The sequence below is a fragment of the Bacillus sp. FSL R5-0603 genome, assembly GCF_038050295.1.
In the GTDB taxonomy this organism is placed as follows: domain Bacteria; phylum Bacillota; class Bacilli; order Bacillales; family Bacillaceae; genus Bacillus; species Bacillus subtilis.
Map to the genome: position 1 here is coordinate 2754814 of NZ_JBBOYP010000001.1, position 20735 is coordinate 2775548.

Consider the following 20735-nt stretch of genomic DNA (forward strand, 5'->3'; position numbering starts at 1 on the left):
TTATTTTAGTTCAACAACCGTAACGCCTGATCCTCCCTCACCTGCTTCACCGAAACGGGAACTTTTGACGCTGCGGTGGTTTTTCAGAAGATCCTGTACGCCTTTTCTTAAAGCGCCGGTTCCTTTTCCGTGGATGATTGACACTCTTGGATATCCGGCTAACACCGCATCATCCAAGTATTTTTCAACCCGGCTGAGGGCATTTTCATAGCGTTCGCCGCGGAGATCAAGTTCAAGCGATACGTGATAGTCCTTTCCCTTGACCGCTGTAATGATTTTTTCTTTTTTTGGCTCCGGAGCTGATTTGATAAACTCCAGATCTTTTTCTTTTACTTTCATCTTTAAAATACCGATTTGAACATTCCATTCATTGCCGCCTGTTTTTTCGAGCAATGTTCCTTTTTGCCCGAAAGTGAGGACTTTCACTTCGTCGCCAGGCTTAAAGTCGCGTTTTTGCGCTTTTGGCTTTTCCGGTTTCTTGGACTTTTCAAAAGCCGGCATAGCGCCTTCTAACCGTTTCTTCGCGTTAATCAGCTCGTGATCCTTGAAGGATTTGTGTTCTTCTTTTATGGAGCGCAATTCATGAATAATGTCCTCGGCTTCTTTCATTGCCGCTTTTACTTTTTCAGCAGCCTGCTGTTCTGCCTCTTCAAGCATTTTGTCTTTTTTGCTGTTAAGCTCGATGATTTGCTGCTGCAGCTCTTTATGCAGTTTTTCCGCTTCTTTTCTGATTGATTCTGTCTCAGAAAGCTCTTCTTCCGCACGTTTTTTGCTTTGTTCCAGCGACGCAATCATCGTATCGACTTCGTTATGCTCGGCCGTCATTTCTGACTTCGCCTGCCCGATGATATGGTCCGGGAGCCCGAGGCGTTTTGAAATTTCGAAAGCATTGCTTCGACCCGGCACACCAATTAAAAGTTTATAGGTCGGTGACAGCGTTTCGATGTCAAATTCAACGCTGGCATTCATGACGCCTTCTCTGTTATAGCCGTACGCCTTCAATTCCGGATAATGCGTCGTAGCTAACACTCGTGCATTGGTGCGATGCACGTCATCCAAGATGCTCATGGCGAGGGCCGCCCCCTCCTGCGGATCTGTCCCTGCACCAAGTTCATCGAAAAGCACAAGGCTGTTTTCATTCACCTGTTCTAAAATGCCGATAATATTCACCATATGGGATGAGAACGTACTTAAACTTTGCTCAATCGACTGTTCATCACCGATATCAGCGAATACGTGCTCAAATACTGCCGCTTCTGACCCTTCATCTGCCGGGATATGAAGACCTGATTGCGCCATTAAGGTTAGCAGGCCTAACGTTTTAAGGGTGACTGTTTTCCCCCCGGTGTTTGGCCCTGTGATGACAATTGTTGAAAAATCGCGGCCAAGCTCGATGTCATTGGCAACGACCTGATCAGGCGGAAGCAATGGATGGCGGGCTTTTTTCAAACGGATAAAGCCGGTGTCGTTCATAATCGGTTTTGTCGCTTTAACCGCTTTTGCATATCTAGCTTTTGCAAAAATAAAGTCAAGCGTCTGCAGCACTTGCAAATCTAGAAATAGCTCCTCTGTATGCTCTGCCGTTTTCTCTGTCAGCGCACGCAAAATCCGTTCAATTTCTTGCTTTTCTTTCACTTTCGCCTGCTGAAGGGAATTGTTCATATCTACAATCGCCTGCGGTTCAATGAATAGTGTCGCACCAGAGGATGAGGTGTCGTGCACAATTCCTCCATAGCTGGATCTGTACTCCTGTTTGACCGGGATCACAAAGCGGTCATTCCGAATCGTAACAATCGTATCAGACAGCATTTTCGATGCGGAAGAGGAACGCAGCATCGACTCTAACCGGTCTCTGACTCTTGATTCGAGTGTTCTGAGCTGTGTGCGGATTCCTCTTAATGTTTCCGATGCATGATCAAGCACTTCTCCGTGATCATCGATGCAGGAATTAATGTCCCGCTCTAAATCGGACAGCGTGATAAGCTGTTCAGCATGCTGATGGATCAGCGGAATGTCGACACCGTCTTCAGCCATTTGGGTGATAAAATGTTTCATTTGTTTAACTGCATAAAGCAGGCCTGAGATTTCAGTGAATTCAGAAGGACTGAGAACGCTGCCGATTTCCGCCCGTCTTAACGCTCCTCTGATATCTACAAGGCCGCCAAATGGCGCTTGGCCTCTCAGCCGGATAATGTCAGAAGCTTCGTCTACTTCATCCAGCTGTTTTTTGATTTCGTCTATAGAAGCAGAAGGCTTAAGCTCGAGAAGCATTTCTTTTCCGAGCGATGAAGCGGCATGCCCAATAACCTGTTCTTTCACTTTATGAAATTCTAGAGCTGATAATACTTTTTGCTGCACGATTGTGTGAGCCTCCTTACTTAATCGTTGCGCTTCAGAAATGCCTCTACGCCTTTAAGCGACCGGGCATTCAGAACGTTTTTCGTTTCCGTCCATCCTTTGCGCGCGGCAGTAACGCCAGTTTTCATATCGTCTAACATCTCAATATTATGGGCATCAGTATTAATCACCAATGTAACCCCTTGTTCGTTTGCTTTCATTAAATGCTCTGTGCGCAGATCAAGGCGCGCAGGGTTGGCGTTGAGTTCAAGCGCCGTATTTGTTTTCCTCGCAAGCTCAATCAGCTGATCAATATCGATTTCGTAACCGGCCCGTCTGCCGATAAGGCGCCCGGTCGGGTGTGCGATAATGTCAACATGCTTGTTTGTCAGTGCCGTCTCAAGCCGTTTCATAATCACGTGTTCCGGCTGATTGAAACTTGAATGAATCGATGCAATAACGATATCCATTTCCGCAAGCACATCGTCATCATAATCGAGCGTACCGTCAGGCAGGATATCCATCTCAACGCCTTTCAAAATACGGAAGTTTTCAAACTCTGCATTCAGCGCGTCAATTTCTTTTGCCTGCTGCTTAAGTCTTTCTGCAGTAAGGCCGTTGGCGACCTTTAAATATTGTGAGTGATCGGTGATCGCCATGTATTGATAGCCTTTTTTGATGCAGGCTTCCGCCATCTCTCTGATCGAAAATGCGCCATCGCTCCACGTTGAGTGCATGTGGAGATCACCTTTGATTTGCCCGGGCTCTATCAGTTCAATGCTGTCGCTGTAGGTTTCCACTTCCTGTCCGCTTTCACGAATTTCCGGCGGAATCAGCGGCAGGCCGAAGTGCGCATAAAATTCACGTTCACTCGGAAATGTTTTGATCTCTCCGGTTTCAACTGTCTCAACGCCGTATTCACTGATCCGCTCGCCGCGTTCTTTGGCGATTTGGCGCATCTTAATATTGTGATCCTTTGATCCCGTAAAATGATGGAGTGTTGTCGGAAACTGCTCTTCCGTCACAAGACGGAAATCGACGCTTGTTTCATATTCAAAGGAAAGGATGACGGACACCTTCGTATCTCCGCTTGCGATCACGCTTTTGATGTTTGGCAGCTCAAGAAGCTGCTCTCTTACTTCAGCCGGATGATCTGTAGCAATGATATAATCCAGATCCTTCACCGTTTCCCGCGCTCTGCGGAGACTTCCGGCACGAGAAAATTTGATGATATGCGTAAATTGAGAAAGATGCTCCTCAATTTCCCGCGCGATCCGGAGGGCGTAGCCGATAGGGAACCGTTCAGGCTGTTTTCCGGCTTCCCCGAGCGCCTGTAATATTTTCTCTTCTGATTTTTTGCCAAAGCCCGCAAGACCTTGCACCTTTTGCTGTTCACAGGCTTCCTTTAGAGATTCTGCATCGTGTACGCCGAGCTCTTTATACAGCTTTGCGATTTTTTTGCCGCCGAGCCCCGGCAGCTTCAATAAAGGCACGAGTCCTTCCGGCACTTCTTTCTGAAGCGATTCGAGCGTGCTTGACTTTCCTTCATCTATATACTCTTTAATGACGCTGTACGTTCCTTTTCCAATGCCGGACAGCGACATCATATCGTCCATTTCTGATAAGCTTCGGTCGTCCTGTTCCAGGGCTGCCGCCGCTTTTCGGAAGGCGGATACTTTAAACGGGTTGTCCCCTTTTAGTTCCATATAGACTGCAATGGTTTCAAGCAGCCGGATAATATCTTTTTTATGCATATCATAACCCCCAGACGTTCACATATGTTTCCATCATACTTGAAAAAAACTTCTCCGGACAAGAGAAGTTTTTTTATGCCCCGTACTGTGTCCACAGCTCTTGGAGGAGCCCTGACAAGTATGGTGTATGGTTAATGATCACATTTGCGAGAGACGATTGCCCCATCATTTGCTGCAATGCATCTATCGGAAGAACGGATGCGACATATAGCAGCACAAATGTAAATAAATAGACTTCTAGAAAACCGAGAACGGCGCCCAGCATCTGGTTGATTTGTTTAATCACCGGAATGCCGGCTACAATACTCAGGAATGAGCCGATGATTCTCAGTAAGATTTTAGCGATTATAAATAAAACGATAAACGCAATCGCATTATAGTACGCTGCTTCCAAATCCCCCGTAAAAAAAGAAAGAGCCGGCTGCCCCGCTGAAAAATCGGGTGCGGGAATCCAATGTAAATGCGGCGCCACGTTTTTATAGAATAAAGCCGCAAAGGCAATTGATAAAATAAAGCTCGTCAAGCGGATAAACTGCAGGATAAAACCGCGTTTCAACCCCAGTAAAGTCCCCATCAGGAGCAAGATTAAGATGATGATATCTAGCATAGTTGTTCAATCCTTTTCTTTAAGCTGACGCTCCAGTTTTTCACATTTCTCTTGTAATTTGACATAATCGTGCACCACATTTACCGCTGTCAGCACTGCAAGTTTATTTATATCAAGGTATGGATTTTTTTCATTGATTTCTCTCATTTTATCATCAACAATTCCGGCGACATACCTCATATGGGCTCTGCTTTCTTCACCGACAATCGTGAAGTGCTGGCCGTAAATGTCAACGGTTGTTTTTGTTTTTTTGCCGTCAGACAACGTTTCTCCTCCATTCCGCGAGAATCCTAGTTCTTATCATAACACGTTTATTAAATGAATGGAAAGACGAGCCTCCCGCTGTTATGATACACTGGTATATACAGCGAAAAGTGTAAAAAAAGGAGATTATTACGTGTCCCATTCAGTGATAAAAGTATCGTTGTCTGCTATTGACCAAATGAAAATGACATACAGCGGTTCGCTTACAGCCTCTGTTCCGCAGGGAGCCGTTTTTCAGGCGAAACCGCCCGGCTGTACCATTACAGCATATAAATCAGGCAAGGTCTTGTTTCAAGGCAAAAACGCAGCGGCAGAATCCGCGCGCTGGGGAACAGCAGAGCCGGAAAAGAAGAAAATGGCCAAAAAGCCGGCTGATCCCCGCTATGCCCCTCCGGCAGATATCGCCGGAATGTCTGTAATCGGTTCTGACGAAGTCGGAACCGGAGATTACTTTGGCCCAATGACGGTTGTATGCGCGTACGTCGACAAAACCATGCTTCCTTTAATGAAGGAACTCGGTGTTAAGGATTCTAAAGATTTAAAAGATCCGCAAATCATCGAGATTGCCCGAAACCTGATCAAAACTATTCCATATAGCCTGCTGGTTTTAAAAAATGAAAAGTATAACAGCATGCAGGAAAAAGGCATGAGCCAAGGGAAAATGAAAGCTTTGCTGCACAATCAGGCGATCACACATTTATTAAGAAAATTGGATGGAGTAAAGCCTGAAGCCATTTTGATTGACCAATTCGCTGAGCCAGGCGTCTACTTCAATCATTTAAAGGGCAGAGACATTGTGAAGGAGCGGACCTATTTTAGCACAAAAGCTGAAGGTATTCACCTGGCTGTCGCCGCTGCTTCAATCATTGCAAGATATTCATTTTTAATGGAAATGGATAAACTATCACGCGAGGCAGGAATGACGCTTCCAAAAGGGGCCGGTCCTCACGTCGATGAAGCGGCCGCCAAGCTGATCCTCAAAAAAGGGGCATCTGCACTCAGAACCTTTACAAAACTCCATTTCGCCAATACGCAAAAAGCGCAGCGCCTTGCTGATAAAAAACGCTCATAGAAAAAAGCTTGCAGATTTCTCTGCAAGCTTTTTTATCAGCCTCTTAAAACAGCTTGATATGTGTCTTCTAACGCTTTCAGCACTTTGCTGTGCGCCTTTGTCACTTCTTCTTCAGTCAGTGTTTGTTCAGGGTTGACATACTGGAGTGAGAAAGCGACTGACTTCTTGCCTTCCTCCATATGCTCTCCTTCGTATACGTCAAAGACGGTTACCTCTTTCAGAAGCTTTCCGCCAGCCTCTTTAATGACGCTCTCGAGCTGTCCGCTTGTGACGGTTTTATCTGTTACAAGAGCAATATCACGTGTCACAGACGGATATTTCGGAATCGCCGTGTAAACAAGAGGTGCTGTTTCTGCTGCGAGCAACGCATGAAGATCGAGCTCAAATACGTATGTTTCTTTTATATCCAGTTCTTTTTCCAATGAAGGATGGACTTGGCCGATGAAGCCGATCAGAGAACCATTCAATAAAATGTTCGCTGTTCTGCCCGGATGCAGCTGTTTGCGTTCAGACTGTACAAATTCAATGCTGTCTAGGACGTTGAGTTTGTCTAACAGCCCTTCCACAATTCCTTTGACAACAAAGAAATCAACTGGTTTCTTTTCACCCTGCCATAGCTGCTTGCGCCATAATCCGGTAACAGCTCCTGCTACGCGTTCTGTTTCAACAGGTTTTGTGTCCTCTTCCTTCGTCAGGAAAACGGAGCCAACTTCGTAAAGTGCAACTGAGTCAGTCTGCCTCGCAAGGTTGTAAGAAACAGAATCAAGCAGATTCGGAACAAGACTGTGTCTGAGAATGCTTCTTTCTTCACTCATTGGAAGCGCAAGCACAGTGTTCAGTGATTTTTCAATCGCAAACGCTGCCGCTTTCTTCTCGTTTGTCAGTGAGTAAGTGATGGCTTGTGATAAGCCTGCGCCTTCAAGGAAGCGTCTGACTTTACGGCGTTTTGCCTGGTATGGCGTTAATCCGCCTGTAGTTCCCGCTGTCTCAGGAAGCGTAGACGGAATGTTATCGTAGCCGTACAGTCTTGCCGCTTCTTCGATTAAATCCTCTTCTATTGTAATGTCGCCGCGGCGTGATGGGACGGTCACAACGAGAAGTTCACCCGCTTCACCGACCGTAAAACCGAGACGTTTATAAATGCTGATCAGTTCTTCTTTACTGATCGTCAGGCCTAGAACGCTGCTCACTTTGTCAGCAGATACGTGAATGTTATTTGCTTCGATTGTCAGGTGATCTTCCTCAACTGTTCCTGCAAGCACCTCACCGCCGGCATACAGATGGATCAGTTGCGCAGCCCGTTCTGCTGCAAGACGTACGCGCGCCGGATCAATTCCTTTTTCAAATCTTACGCTTGATTCACTTCTCAAACCAAGGTCTTTGGAAGCCTTGCGAACCGTCTGCCCGTTGAAATACGCAGCCTCAAGCAAAATCGTTTTCGTATCTTCCTGAACCTCTGACTCTGCTCCTCCCATGACACCCGCAACGGCCTGCGCTTTCGTTCCGTTTGTAATGACAAGGTGATCGGCGGACAGCTTACGTTCTTGATCATCAAGAGTTACGATCATTTCATTCTCAGCTGCTTTTCTTACTACGACTTCCTTAGAGCCAAATCTGTCATAATCAAACGCATGAAGCGGCTGTCCGTATTCCAACAGGACAAAATTTGTGATGTCAACGACGTTGTTGTGCGGACGAATGCCTGCATTCATCAGCTTTGTCTGCATCCAAAGGGGTGACGGAGCAATCGTGACATTTTTAATGATTTTTGCAGTGTACAGCGGGTTCGCTTCTTGATCTTCAATTTTGACTGAAATGTAATCAGACGCTTGTTCTGAAGCAGCCGGGTAATCCGTTTGCGGAAGCTTTACCTCAGTGTCTAAAATCGCGGCAACCTCGTAAGCAACACCAAGCATGTTCATGGCATCGGCGCGGTTTGGCGTTAAACCCAGCTCAAGAATCGCATCGTCAAGCTGTAAAGCCGCTAAGGCATCGCTTCCTGTTTCAGCGTCATTCGGGAATACGAAAATGCCTTCTGCATACTCCTTCGCCACAAGTTTGCTTTCGATACCAAGCTCCTGTAAGGAACAGATCATGCCATTTGATTCTTCACCGCGAAGCTTGGCTTTTTTGATTTTGAAATTGCCCGGCAGTACCGCTCCGACTGTTGCAACTGCGACTTTTTGTCCCTTATCCACATTCGGCGCACCGCAAATGATTTGTACAGGGGCTTCAGCTCCGATATCCACAAGGCACTTATTCAGCTTATCAGCATTCGGGTGCTGCTCGCGCTCCAGCACATGGCCGATGACAACGCCTTTGATGCCTTCTCCTTTGTATTCAATTCCTTCAACCTCAATACCGGCTCTTGTAATTTTTTCAGCAAGAACAGCCGGGTCCATGCCTTTTAAATCAACATAATCCTCTAACCATTTATAAGAAACAAACATCCTTGCATCCTCCTCTTACGCCTGTTTAAACTGCGAAATAAATCTGACATCGTTTGTATAGAAGTGGCGGATATCATCAATGCCGTATTTCAGCATCGCGATGCGCTCAACACCCATTCCGAATGCGAAGCCCTGATATTCCTTCGGATCAAAGCCAGCCATTTTAAGCACGTTCGGGTGAACCATTCCGGCGCCGAGGATTTCAATCCAGCCTGTTCCTTTACATACTGAGCAGCCGTTCCCACCACATTTAAAGCATGTCACATCCACTTCTACTGAAGGCTCAGTAAACGGGAAGAAGCTTGGGCGGAGTCTGATTTCACGGTCTTGCCCGAACATTTTTTTCGCAACGAGTTCAAGCGTTCCTTTTAAATCACTCATGCTGATGTTTTTGTCAACGACAAGCCCTTCAATTTGCATAAATTGGTGAGAGTGCGTCGCATCATCGTTATCACGGCGATATACTTTACCCGGGCAAATGATTTTAACGGGACCTTTGCCCTCATGCTTTTCCATCGTCCGTGTTTGGACAGGAGAAGTTTGCGTTCTCATCAAAGTCTCCTCTGTGATGTAAAAGCTGTCCTGCATATCGCGCGCTGGGTGTTCTTTCGGAAGATTGAGCGATTCGAAGTTGTAGTAATCCGTTTCAACCTCTGGCCCTTCCTCGACTGTGTAGCCCATCCCGATAAATAAATCTTCAATTTCTTCAATGACAACAGTGAGCGGATGGCGGCCGCCGACTGCAACAGGGTTCCCCGGCAGCGTGACGTCAATTGTCTGTCCTGCAAGCTTCTGCTTCATTTCCTCATCTTCAAGCTTCTCGTTTTTGTCAGCAATCGCATTGGCAATACGCTCCCTTACTTCGTTCGCGAGCGCCCCCATTTTTGGACGTTCCTCAGCAGAAAGCTTGCCCATTCCGCGCAGCACTTCTGTAATCGGCCCTTTTTTTCCGAGATATTGCACCCGAATATCATTGACAACCTTCAATGAGCTTGCCGCTTCTACTTGTTCTAAAGCTTCTTGTTCCAGCTGTTTTAGCTTTTCTTCCATTTTGCATCCTCCTTTTATGTAAACAAACCGTTCATATGTCTTTGGAAAATAAAAAAAACCCGTCCCTTGTACAAGGGACGAGTTGTGGCCGCGGTACCACCCTTATTTCAGACAGACTGATGCTGTCGTCAGCTTCATTGACATAACGGAATCAGATTCCGGTTCACCTTTACGCGCAGTGTACGCGGTCCCGGCGACAACTCAAGAGGTGAAGCCAATTTCCGGCTGCGTTAAAAATGCTCTCAGTCAGCGGCATTTTCTCCCTGGAAAGCAGTTGATCAGAAATTGAGGTCCTCTGTCACGGTTTTTGAAATATTATGTTCTATTATAGAGAAATCCAACGCTTGGCGCAACACTATCCTCGCAAGTGATACACGAGGATGGCAGCCGCAACCGCAACGTTTAGTGATTCAGCCTGTCCGTAAAGCGGCACATACAGGTTCAAATCCGTTTTTTCCAGCAATGCAGCATCCACCCCTGCACCTTCATTTCCTACAATGAGCGCAAAGGATTCAGACTGAGGGATCTCCTGGTAAGGCGCTCCGTTTTGCAGCGCCGTGCCGTACACTTTTACGCCCTCTGCCTTCAATTCGTCCACATATGAAAGCAGGTCTCTTCTCACAACAGGAATATGGAAGTGAGATCCTTGCGCAGACCGCAATGTTTTTCCGTTAAAGGCGTCCGCCGTGCCGTCACCGAGTACAACCGCATCCAAACCAGCCGCATCAGCCGTTCGAATCATTGTGCCAAGGTTTCCCGGATCTTGAACAGCGTCAATCAGCAGCACCTTGCGTGCCGTTGCCAGCTTTTCTTCAGGCATATGGCACACAGCGGCAATCTGCTGCGGCGTTTCGGTTTCAGTCACAGCTGAAAACGCATCTTCACTCAGCATATAGCACTGGATACTCGCCTCAAGATCTGAAGGAATCTTCGTTTCATCCTTTACAAGGATTTCTTTCACAATGCCCGGGCTTTTCAACGCCTCTTCAACGAGGTGTTCTCCCTCTATCAGAAATGTATTTGTTTTTGTTCGTTCTTTTTTTGTGTGAAGCTTTTTCCAATCCTTCACTTTTTGGTTTTTTGCCGATTCTATTTGTTTCACTGTCTATGTGGCGCTCCTTTTTTTAACATGATGTTATTATATCGCAAGAACAGCACATAATAAACCAGGTGCAGGGTTAGAATATACGTATTACATTTTAGAAAAAGGAGCGTTTTACATGGATCTTAATTTACGTCATGCCGTCATCTCCAATGTCACCGGCAATAATCAGGAGCAGCTTGAGCATACAATCGTAGATGCGATTCAAAGCGGTGAAGAAAAAATGCTTCCAGGGCTCGGCGTTTTATTCGAAGTCATTTGGCAGCACGCATCCGAAAGTGAGAAAAACGAAATGCTGAAAACGCTTGAAGGCGGATTAAAACCCGCTGAATAAGACATGAAACCGGGTGACAGCGCCCGGTTTTTTTCTTATATAATAAAAACATGATGAGGGGGAACGCCATGTTTTTACAGCCGTTATTAGCGAAAAAAATTATTGCTGAAGTTAAAAAAATGTACGAACGTGAAGTCATTATTGTAAACACGGACGGTCTTATTATGGCAGGCACAAACGATGAGCGTGTCGGACAATTTCATGAGGGAGCGCTTATCTGCGCAAAAGAAAGACGCAGCGTGATTATTACAAAAGAAGATGAAACAAGGTTAAAAGGAGTGAAAGCAGGCATAAACCTCCCTGTATTTTTTGACCATGATGTGATCGCCGTCTTCGGGCTGACAGGTGAGCCTGCAGAGATTCAGCCATTCGGAGAACTGCTTCGAAAAATGACAGAGCTGTTCATTAAGGAATCGCGGCACTTAGAGCAATCCCAGTGGCGTGAGAGAATGCTGGAGTCCTTTATGATCGATTGGCTGCAACTAAAGGAGTGGTCTCCCAGTTTTCTTGAGAAAGCTCAGCTTCTTGGTGTTGACCTTTCCTCCCGGCGCCAAATGATTCTTATTCAGGGGTATGAGTGGTCACGTCATGATATTGAACAAATGGCACGCATCTGGAAATCATCGTACCCTGCGGATTTGTTCATCAGGTGGGGAAATGAACGGATTTTGATTAATCATGAAGTGCCGCAGCATGAACAAAGGGATCGGCTTTTACGGAAAATCCTTCACATTTGTTCGTTTGCCAATACCGCAAGCAGCCAATATACAGCAGCCGGCGCCGGAAGGGCTGTCGCAAGCTCCAGCCTGACAGATTCATACGAGCAAGCGGAAAAAGCGCTGGCTGTCAGCCTTAAGCGAAAAACGCCCATATTTGAAGAGGATCTGAAGCTTGATATGTGTCTGACGGAGATCAGCCCGGGAACCCGAAACGAATTTCCGCAAAGAGTATTAGGAGAGGCGCTAGAGCATCAGGAACTTATGAATACGATACGGACTTTCTTTCATCACGATTTGTCTTTGAAACAAACCGCTGAAGACATGCATATACACATCAATACATTGCGTTATCGTCTGTCTAAGGCTGAACAGCTGACGGGTTTACGTTTTGACCGTACCGAGGACGTCGTCACGATGTACGTCGCACTCTATTTTTTAGATCAAGATACAAAATAGAGAGAGTTTCAGTTTCATTTTTTGTATGTTTCTCCATGGAAGGCTTTGCTTTTTTTCTTTTACAATAGATTGGAAGCGTTTTTTGACAGGGGGATGGGTGAAATGATCACCAAGGATGTAAAGGAGCAGCTGATTCGGGTCTCCGGACCAGAAAACTTTGATGACTCGAATGCCGGCCGTCTCGTCTATTCATATGATGCGACGCCTCAGTATCAGTCTATGCCTGATGCCGTGATTGCTCCGAGGAATACTGATGAAGTATCACGCATTTTAACAATTTGCAGCGAACATCGAGTGCCGATCGTTCCAAGAGGATCAGGGACAAACCTGTGCGGCGGCACGTGCCCGACTGAAGGCGGACTTGTGCTTCTCTTTAAGCACATGAACCAGATTCTTGAGATTGATGAAGAAAATTTAACTGCCACAGTTCAGCCGGGCGTCATTACGCTGGATATGATCCGCGCGGTTGAAAGCAAGGGTTTGTTTTATCCGCCTGACCCGAGTTCTATGAAAATATCAACCATGGGCGGAAACATCAATGAAAATTCCGGCGGGCTCCGCGGATTAAAATACGGCGTCACCCGCGACTATGTGATTGGACTGGAGGTTGTGCTCGCAAATGGTGACATCATCCGCACCGGGGGAAAACTCGCGAAGGATGTGGCCGGATACGATCTCACACGTCTTTTTGTCGGCTCAGAAGGAACACTCGGCATTGTGACAGAGGCAATCGTCAAGCTTGTTCCAAAGCCTGAAACAAAAAAGACGCTGCTTGCCCTATATGAAAATATCGATGCCGCTGCTCAAACGGTATCAGACATCATTGCCGCAAAAATCATACCCGCCACGCTTGAATTTCTCGACCAGCCTACACTATTGGTGATTGAGGATTATGCCAAAATCGGACTGCCGACAAACGCAAAGGCGGTTCTATTAATTGAGCAAGACGGACCGCTTGAAATCGTGGCACGGGATATGGAAAAGATTGAGGCGATTTGCAAAAAAGGCGACGCCGTTTCCGTTCAGACCGCACAAACAGAGGAGGAAGCGTTTGCCCTGACTGAAGCCCGGCGTTCTGCACTTTCTGCCCTAGCCCGCCTCAAGCCGACGACGATTTTAGAGGATGCGACCGTTCCTCGCTCAGAAATCGCCAATATGGTTAAAGCGATTAATCATATTGCTTCTAAATATGATATTTCCATCTGCACCTTTGGCCATGCGGGAGACGGGAACCTTCACCCGACATGCACGACAGACATAAGAAATGAGGATGAAATGGAACGTGTCGAACAGGCTTTTGCCGAGATTTTTGAGAAAGCGATTGAACTTGGCGGGACGATAACCGGAGAGCACGGAGTCGGGGCAATGAAAGCGCCTTACTTGGAAATGAAGCTGAAAAAAGAAGGCATTGATGCGATGAAAGCGTTGAAAGCGGCATTTGACCCCCGGAACATATTAAATCCGGGCAAAGTGTTTGCGAAAGATGCCAGAAAACGTGTGGTGGCGGAAAGATGACAACAGAAAAAGAAATGAAACAGATCCAAAATGAATTTAAAGAGCGTATGGATGAAGGCGAGTTATTAAATTGTATACGCTGCGGCTTCTGTCTTCCTTCCTGTCCGACCTATATCGAATCGGGATTTCAGGAAACACACTCTCCGCGCGGGCGCATCGCCTTAATGAAAGCCGTAGCCGACGGTATGATTGAACCGGATGAAGATGTCGAACGTTCGCTGTCACTCTGCCTCGGCTGCCGCGCCTGTGAGCCTGTATGCCCGTCTGGCGTGAAATACGGGCAGCTGCTTGAGGAAGCCAGAGATATTATCCACCAAAATAAAAAACACTCGCTCGGCGCACGTGTCATGCGAAAGGCGGCTTTTCACGAGCTGTTTCCGCATCAAAACCGCATGCGCTCAGCTGTAAGCCTTATCGGTTTATATCAGCGGTCAGGGCTGCAAACAGCTGTGCGAAAATCAGGCATGCTTCGGGTCCTGCCTGAGCATTTGCGGACGATGGAAGCTGTTCTTCCTGATGTTCCAAAAAGCAAAGACATGAAACATCGGCCGCGTTTCCTGCCTTCCATTGGCCCCATGAAAAAACGGGTCGCCTTTTTTTCGGGCTGCTTAATGGATACAATGTTTTTACCGACCAATAACGCCACATTGAAGCTTTTACAGCTGGCAGGCTGCGACATTATCATTCCGCCTGAACAGGCTTGCTGCGGGGCGCTTCATGGACACAGCGGTGAAAAAAACACAGGGAAAGAGCTCGCGAAACAAAATATCGCTGCTTTTGAAGCATTAGACGTGGATGCAGTCATTACAAACGCAGGAGGATGCGGAGCCTTTCTTACCGAATATGATCATTTGCTGAAGGATGACCCGGAATGGTCGGAGCGGGCCGCCGCTTTTGTTCAAAAGCTGAAGGATTTTTCTTCTGTTTTGGTTGAACTCGATTTCCATCAAATGGACTTAGCGCTCGAGACACCTCAGGTCGTTACCTATCAAGATTCATGCCACCTAAGAAATGTAATGCATACGTCGTTTGAGCCCCGCCAGCTTCTTAAAAGCATCAAAAGGGCTGAATTCAAAGAAATGGAGAAAGCAGACAGCTGCTGCGGGTCAGCGGGAATTTACAACATCGTCGAAGCTGAAATGTCTATGAAAATACTGGACAGCAAAATGGCTGCCGTCAAAGCAACCGAAGCGCTCCTCATTGTAACAGCAAATCCCGGCTGCCTGCTGCAGATGAAGCTCGGCATTGAACGCGAAGGACTAAGCGGTAAAGTCAGAGCCGTTCACCTGGCTGATCTGCTATTGGAAGCAGCCGGGCACAAAACATCATGAGAAAGCCCAAAACAGACATTGTTTTGGGCTTTTGTGCGTTATTCCATCGGACTGCAAATTTCGATATAATGTCCATCCGGATCAGCGATATAGGCGACCGTCTGCCCCCATGGTTTCACTTTCGGCTCCCCGATAATCGATACGCCTTGTTCTCTCATCCTTTTGATGACCGCTTCTACATTTTCAGTAACAAACCCGATTTCAAATGTGTTTGAAGCAGATGTATCCGGAATGTCCAGCGCCGTGATGTCTCTGGCGCTTTCCCGCGTATTAAGCGCCAATATCGTAGACCCTGTATCAAATTCGACATACGTGCCGTGTTCAGCACGAATCGGCAGTCCTAAAATATCCCGGTAAAAATGAATAGCCCGCTGGCTGTCCGATACGTATAGAATAAGATATTTCATTGATAGATTCATTGCCAACCCCCCTCAGCATTTTTCAATAGTCCTTCTAGCCCGGTATAGACGCTTCCATCCTTAAGCTCGGATCTTTCCACATCTGCGCCCATTTTTTCACAGCCGCCACGATAATGATGAAGCCTAACACCAGCATGATGATAGATAATACGCCATTCAATACACTATATCCTGCTGCTTCAGGATTGAGATACACATTGCGCACCATCCAATAGCCCGCATAATTGACAGTGACATATAAATAGGCAAGCGGGATAAGACATGTCAGAATGTATCGGCGTTTATCGGCGATTTTCAGCACGATGGTCGCTCCGATAATCAGCCCCACTGAAGCCATCAGCTGATTAGAAACGCCGAACAGCGCCCAAATGGAACCGATATCTCCTGAATACAGCAAGTACCCCCACATCAAACAGGCAAGCGCGCTGGCAAATACAGAGCCCGGAATCCAGTCTGTTTTCTTCAGCGGCTTATACACCTCCCCGAAGAAATCCTGGATCAAATAACGGGCGACGCGTGTGCCGGCGTCAATCGCGGTTAAAATAAAGACCGCTTCAAACATAATGACAAATTGGAAAAAGTATGAGGCCAAATGGCTGAAAAACGGCATTCCGGTAAAAATGTAAGTCATTCCCACCGCAAGTGTGACGGCTCCCCCTGTTCTTCCTTCTAAGTCCAAACCGATTTCCCTGCTCAATTCAGGCAAATGTACGACATTCATGCCAAGCGTACGGAAAACCTCAGGCGTGCTGTTAATCGCAAAGTAATCAGCAGGCTGTAAAGCGGTCGCTGCAATCAGCGCCATGATGCCGACAAGACACTCAACAAGCATTGCGCCAAACGCAACCGGCTTCATATCACTCCATTTATTCAGCATTTTCGGTGTCGTTCCTGAGCCGACAAAGGCATGGAACCCAGAGATCGCCCCGCAGGCAATGGTTATTGAGATGAACGGCCAGACAGGTCCTGCCAGCACCGGCCCGCCGCCCTTTACGAATTCTGTAAACGCAGGGAACGGAATGGACGGATTGACGACAAACACACCAACAATCAAAGCGATAAAAACACCGATTTTCATAAAGCTGCTTAAATAATCACGCGGAGCAAGAAGCAGCCAAACGGGAAGCGCAGCCGCAAAAAACGCATAAACAGGAAGCGCGATTGCAAGCGTTTTCGTATCTAGCGTTAAAAAGTCACCGAGCGCGGTAGTCTGTACCCATGGACCGATAAAGACTCCTGCCATTAAAAAGAGAAAGCCGACCGTTGAAGCGAGCTTTAAATTTCCCGTTTTCTTATAAAATAAGCCCACACCCATCGCAATCGGTATCGTAATCCCTACCGCAAATGTTCCCCATGGATTACGTTCAAGCGCATGCAAGACAACCATCGACAGGCCCGCCATTGTGATCGTGATGATAAACAGCATGGACAGTCCTGTACAAAATCCTGCAACAGGGCCAAGCTCATCCTTCGCCACTTCCGACAGCGATTTTCCGTTTTTGCGCATCGATGCAAACAGCACCACAATATCATGGACGGCTCCCCCAATTACCGCCCCGATTAACAGCCACAATAATCCCGGCAAATAGCCAAACTGCGCCGCCAGAATTGGTCCGACCAGCGGCCCGGCCGCTGCGATCGCGGCAAAGTGGTGGCCGAACGAAACCCATTTATTTGTAGGCACATAGTCTTTCCCATCCTCAAGCGCATGAGCAGGTGTTGGCTTGTCATCATTTACTTTGAGAACCTTCACCATCATAAATGTTCCGTATAAACGATAGGCAATAGCCAAAATACACATTGATGCTATCACAATTGTAACCGCATTCATTTTCTCCCATCCCCTTTGCTGTTTTTCATAAATATATCATAATTTCATGGTGAAAAGCGGTCATTTTTTCCTATACAAAAAGCCGGCTTGAACGGGCCGGCTCGTGGCAGTTGAAAGACAAGCCGGAGATTTCTCTCCGGCTTTGCTATTCTTATGACTGTTTTTTCAGGCGGATCACATTCCAGGAAAGCGGCGTGAAATGAGCAGTTAAGCCATTTTCGCTGACAGACGATGATCCGTTGGAATGCGGAACGACATTTTTTCTGTTATGCTGGTTTGTCGCTTTGATATCCTGATGCTCAAGTACGATGTGCTCTGCGATTTGATAGGATTCAAAGCCTCTGAGCGAAATCTCCGTCTCCATCTGATCCTCAGCCTTGTTTACCGCAAAAATAGTCAGTGTTTCTTCCTCTTCAGAGTACACAACAGCAGCATCAACATATGGCACATCAGTGAAATCAGAACAGTCGTACTTAGGAGAAGAAATAAGCGGTTTCAGTGACTCGCCCCTTCCATAAACAGAAGCATGCATGTATGGATAGAAAATCGGCTGTCTCCATGCTTCTCCGCCTTTTTCCGTCATGATCGGCGCGATGACATTGACAAGCTGTGCAAGACACGCAATTTTCACACGGTCTGCGTGCTGCAGCATCGTAATGAGCAGAGAGCCGACTAATAAGGCATCTTCAAAATTGTAAATATCCTCTAAAATCGGACGCGCAGTGATCCACGGCTCGACTTTTTTATCAGCCTCATTTGAGTGGTACCAGACGTTCCATTCATCCAGAGAAAGATTGATTGTTTTCTTGCTGCGTGTTTTTGCTTTTACATAGTCACAGGTCGCAGCGACTGATTTGATAAAATGATCCAAATCCATAGAACGTGCCAAGTAGTTTGGCAGATTGTTATCCCGGTTTCCGTAGTAAGTGTGAAGAGAGATATAGTCGACATGCTCATACGTATGCTCAAGCACCTTCGCTTCCCAATCGATAAAGGTCGGCATGCCGCTGTTTGAGCTGCCGCAGGCAACCAGTTCAATTGATGGGTCAACCCACTTCATGACCTTTGCTGTCTCTGCGGCAAGCCGTCCGTATTCATCAGCTGTTTTGTGGCCGATCTGCCACGGTCCATCCATTTCGTTTCCTAAGCACCATGTTTTGATGCCATACGGCTGTTCATAGCCATGCGATCTTCTTAAATCACTCCAGTAAGAGCCTTTCGGATGGTTGCAATATTCAACGAGATTACGGGCGGCATCTATGCCTCTTGTGCCAAGGTTGACGGCCATATTGACCTCAGTGTTCACCTTTTTTGCCCAAGATAAAAATTCATTTGTTCCCACTTCATTGGTTTCTGTCGTTTGCCATGCCAAGTCAAGCCGTCTCGGGCGGTTTTCGACTGGTCCGACACCGTCCTCCCAGTTGTATCCAGATAAAAAGTTTCCGCCCGGATAGCGGATGATGGGAACCTGTAATTCTTTGATCAGCGACTGGACATCTTTTCTAAATCCATCTTCATCCGCTTCAGGGTGATCAGGCTCGTATATGCCTTCATATACCGCACGACCCATATGTTCGATAAACGAGCCATAAATCCGTTTATCTACTTCACCGATTTTATATTCTTTGTCTACAATCATTCGCGCTTTTTTCATCACACGTTTCCTCCTTCATTAACCTTTGACTCCCCCTACCGTCAGGCCGGAGATAAAGTACTTTTGGAAAAACAAGAAAATGATAATCACCGGCAAAATCGCAAATACTGAGCCGGATATAAGCATGTCGTAATTATTTCCATAAGGGCTCAGCAAGCTGGACAGCCCTATTGGAAGCGTAAACATTTCTTTCGACCGAAGCACAATCAGCGGCCACAAGAAGTTGTTCCAGCTGTTTAAGGACTGAAGGATAATCATCGCACCGAAAGCCGGTTTCATCAGCGGTGCCATAATCCTGAAAAAGATGCCGAATTCCGTACAGCCGTCCATCCTTGCAGAGTCCAGCAGATCTCTTGGAAGGCCAAGGGCATATTGCCTGAAAAAGAAAACGGCAACAGGTGAAACGATAAACGGCAATATGACACCCGTATATGAATCGATCAAGTGCAGTCCGACGGTAAGCTTAAACAGAGGAAGCATCATCACTTCCAGCGGAACCATCATGATAATCAACACAAGAACAAAGATGATATTTCTGCCCTTAAAATCATAAACCGCAAGCCCGTACCCGATCATCGAAGAAAAAAACAGGGTGAGCACGGTTGTGAAAAGCCCAAGTACAAGACTGTTAAAAAACCATTTGAAATAAATGCTTCCGCCGTTAAACAGAAATGTATAATTATCAAGGCTCATTACTTTAGGATCAATGTCGAGATTGAGCCCCACACGCAAAAGTTCAGATGAGGGCTTTAATGATCCTAAAAGCAAACAGAAAATCGGAAAAAGATACAATAGGCTCAGCATAATAAAAAACAGGGTTAGCGCAATTCTATACACGCTGAACTGAGGACTGTGCCGCAACATTTATCCCTCCCCCTTAAACGAGCCTGACAGCTTTAATGAAATCAGGCTGACAACAAGGATCACAATCAAAAGCACAATGCCGATAGCCGCTCCATACCCCATTTCGTTGTAGGCAAGCCCCTGCTGATACAAATATCCGACAAGCGTCAGACCAATATTACCCGGGGAATTATTCTGCCAAAGGACGTAGCTTTCCTCAAACATCCTGAAGCCGCCGATGATGCTGATGGTCAGCACATATACGGTTACAGGCTTGAGAAACGGCAGCGTGATGTGCAGAAATTTTTTCATTGTATTCGCGCCGTCTATATCAGCGGCTTCGTACAGCTCTTTCGGCACATTTTGCAAACCGGCTAAAAAGTAAAGGATGTTGATTCCCATCCATCTCCATGAAGCAAGCAGCACCATCAAAAACATGCCGGTATGTTCATTGTTCATCCAGTTCTGAGGTGAAAAGCCGAGTTTGAGTAGGATGGAATTGGCCAGAGACGTTTCCATTTCTCCGAAGATCAGCCGAAAAATGATCCCCGCGACAATGGTGGAGGTCAATGCCGGGATGAATAGCGCTGATTTAAATATATTTCTAAATTTGACCAGCTTTGAATTCAGGAATATGGCCAGAAGCAATGGGACAGGAATCAGCACGATCAGCGTCCAAAAGGTGTATTCCAGCGTATTCCAAAGGGCGGTATAGAACGTCGGGTTGTTTAGCGCTGTATAATTAGACAATCCGACAAAGGACACCTCTCCCGGCAAAATTCTTTGGAAGCTCATGATGAAGACACTAATGATGGGGTATAGAAAAAATACGAGAAAGGATAAAACGAATGGCGCTGTAAACAGATAGGGCGCCGCTTTTTTTGAATAAAATAGATCTCGCCAGCCTGATTGTTTCGCAGCTGAAGGAACGGGATGAACCGTTCCTGTTTTCACAGGTTTCATGAGAACCTCCCCGCTTTCACTTTTTGAATGGGAT

General features: G+C 46.6%; 18 protein-coding genes and 1 pseudogene. 6 read left to right on the forward strand and 13 right to left on the reverse strand.

What is annotated here, in order from left to right:
• From NYE56_RS14265 to zapA, 4 genes are all read right to left on the reverse strand, one after another.
• Nucleotides 1-2358: an endonuclease MutS2 gene (locus NYE56_RS14265; protein WP_341284005.1), complete on the reverse strand. Its 2358-nt coding sequence runs from the start codon at nt 2356-2358 to the stop codon at nt 1-3.
• Nucleotides 2359-2378: 20 nt separating this feature from the next.
• Entirely contained in the window at nt 2379-4091 is a 1713-nt protein-coding gene (polX, locus tag NYE56_RS14270; protein ID WP_341284006.1) for a DNA polymerase/3'-5' exonuclease PolX, read from the reverse strand.
• Nucleotides 4092-4164: 73 nt separating this feature from the next.
• Nucleotides 4165-4698 carry a CvpA family protein gene (locus NYE56_RS14275; RefSeq protein WP_341284007.1) on the reverse strand — a complete coding sequence of 178 codons (534 nt, stop codon included), beginning with the start codon at nt 4696-4698 and terminating at the stop codon, nt 4165-4167.
• Nucleotides 4699-4704: 6 nt separating this feature from the next.
• Nucleotides 4705-4962 (reverse strand): cell division protein ZapA, encoded by a 258-nt coding sequence (gene zapA, locus NYE56_RS14280; protein WP_003229534.1) that lies wholly within the window; start codon nt 4960-4962, stop codon nt 4705-4707.
• Between the two features lie 133 nt (nt 4963-5095).
• Between zapA and rnhC the strand changes: the two genes are divergently transcribed.
• The gene (gene rnhC / locus NYE56_RS14285) at nt 5096-6034 is read left to right on the forward strand and encodes a ribonuclease HIII (protein WP_014480506.1); all 939 of its coding nucleotides are present in this window, start codon (nt 5096-5098) and stop codon (nt 6032-6034) included.
• A gap of 35 nt (nt 6035-6069) precedes the next feature.
• Here the strand turns inward: rnhC and pheT are convergent, their stop codons facing one another.
• A complete protein-coding gene (gene pheT / locus NYE56_RS14290; RefSeq protein WP_046381255.1) occupies nt 6070-8484 on the reverse strand; it encodes a phenylalanine--tRNA ligase subunit beta in 2415 nt (804 codons plus the stop codon).
• A 15-nt stretch (nt 8485-8499) separates the two neighbouring features.
• Nucleotides 8500-9534: a phenylalanine--tRNA ligase subunit alpha gene (gene pheS, locus NYE56_RS14295; RefSeq protein ID WP_341284008.1), complete on the reverse strand. Its 1035-nt coding sequence runs from the start codon at nt 9532-9534 to the stop codon at nt 8500-8502.
• A gap of 82 nt (nt 9535-9616) precedes the next feature.
• Here pheS and NYE56_RS14300 point away from each other — a divergent pair, with 82 nt between their 5' ends.
• The gene (locus tag NYE56_RS14300) at nt 9617-9823 is read left to right on the forward strand and encodes a hypothetical protein (protein WP_004398812.1); all 207 of its coding nucleotides are present in this window, start codon (nt 9617-9619) and stop codon (nt 9821-9823) included.
• Between the two features lie 66 nt (nt 9824-9889).
• On the opposite strand, the gene NYE56_RS14305 is transcribed toward NYE56_RS14300, so the two are convergent.
• A complete protein-coding gene (locus NYE56_RS14305; protein ID WP_341284009.1) occupies nt 9890-10636 on the reverse strand; it encodes a TrmH family RNA methyltransferase in 747 nt (248 codons plus the stop codon).
• A 118-nt stretch (nt 10637-10754) separates the two neighbouring features.
• Here NYE56_RS14305 and sspI point away from each other — a divergent pair, with 118 nt between their 5' ends.
• The 4 genes from sspI to NYE56_RS14325 all read left to right on the forward strand — a co-directional run bounded on the left by sspI (nt 10755) and on the right by NYE56_RS14325 (nt 14991).
• Entirely contained in the window at nt 10755-10970 is a 216-nt protein-coding gene (sspI, locus tag NYE56_RS14310) for a small acid-soluble spore protein SspI (protein ID WP_021480275.1), read from the forward strand.
• Between the two features lie 68 nt (nt 10971-11038).
• Complete coding sequence (locus tag NYE56_RS14315) at nt 11039-12145, forward strand: CdaR family transcriptional regulator (RefSeq protein WP_335451044.1); 1107 nt, start codon at nt 11039-11041, stop codon at nt 12143-12145.
• 102 nt (nt 12146-12247) lie between these two features.
• Nucleotides 12248-13660 (forward strand): glycolate oxidase subunit GlcD, encoded by a 1413-nt coding sequence (glcD, locus tag NYE56_RS14320; protein WP_268555697.1) that lies wholly within the window; start codon nt 12248-12250, stop codon nt 13658-13660.
• Entirely contained in the window at nt 13657-14991 is a 1335-nt protein-coding gene (locus tag NYE56_RS14325; protein ID WP_341284010.1) for a (Fe-S)-binding protein, read from the forward strand. Before glcD ends, NYE56_RS14325 begins: the two co-directional genes overlap by 4 nt.
• Nucleotides 14992-15029: 38 nt before the next feature.
• Here the strand turns inward: NYE56_RS14325 and NYE56_RS14330 are convergent, their stop codons facing one another.
• From NYE56_RS14330 to NYE56_RS14355, 6 genes and pseudogenes are all read right to left on the reverse strand, one after another.
• The gene (locus NYE56_RS14330; RefSeq protein WP_250629355.1) at nt 15030-15398 is read right to left on the reverse strand and encodes a VOC family protein; all 369 of its coding nucleotides are present in this window, start codon (nt 15396-15398) and stop codon (nt 15030-15032) included.
• Nucleotides 15313-15502: pseudogene (locus tag NYE56_RS14335) on the reverse strand (hypothetical protein). The gene NYE56_RS14330 and the pseudogene NYE56_RS14335 overlap by 86 nt, the downstream one beginning before the upstream one ends.
• Nucleotides 15445-17241 (reverse strand): carbon starvation protein CstA, encoded by a 1797-nt coding sequence (gene cstA / locus NYE56_RS14340; RefSeq protein ID WP_014477607.1) that lies wholly within the window; start codon nt 17239-17241, stop codon nt 15445-15447. The pseudogene NYE56_RS14335 and the gene cstA overlap by 58 nt, the downstream one beginning before the upstream one ends.
• A gap of 151 nt (nt 17242-17392) precedes the next feature.
• Nucleotides 17393-18895, reverse strand: a complete 1503-nt coding sequence (abfA, locus tag NYE56_RS14345) for an alpha-L-arabinofuranosidase AbfA (protein ID WP_004398747.1) — start codon at nt 18893-18895, stop codon at nt 17393-17395.
• 18 nt (nt 18896-18913) lie between these two features.
• Nucleotides 18914-19759, reverse strand: a complete 846-nt coding sequence (araQ, locus tag NYE56_RS14350) for an arabinose ABC transporter permease AraQ (protein WP_015251504.1) — start codon at nt 19757-19759, stop codon at nt 18914-18916.
• Nucleotides 19760-20701 carry a carbohydrate ABC transporter permease gene (locus tag NYE56_RS14355; RefSeq protein WP_003229507.1) on the reverse strand — a complete coding sequence of 314 codons (942 nt, stop codon included), beginning with the start codon at nt 20699-20701 and terminating at the stop codon, nt 19760-19762.
• Between the last annotated feature and the right edge of the window lie 34 nt (nt 20702-20735).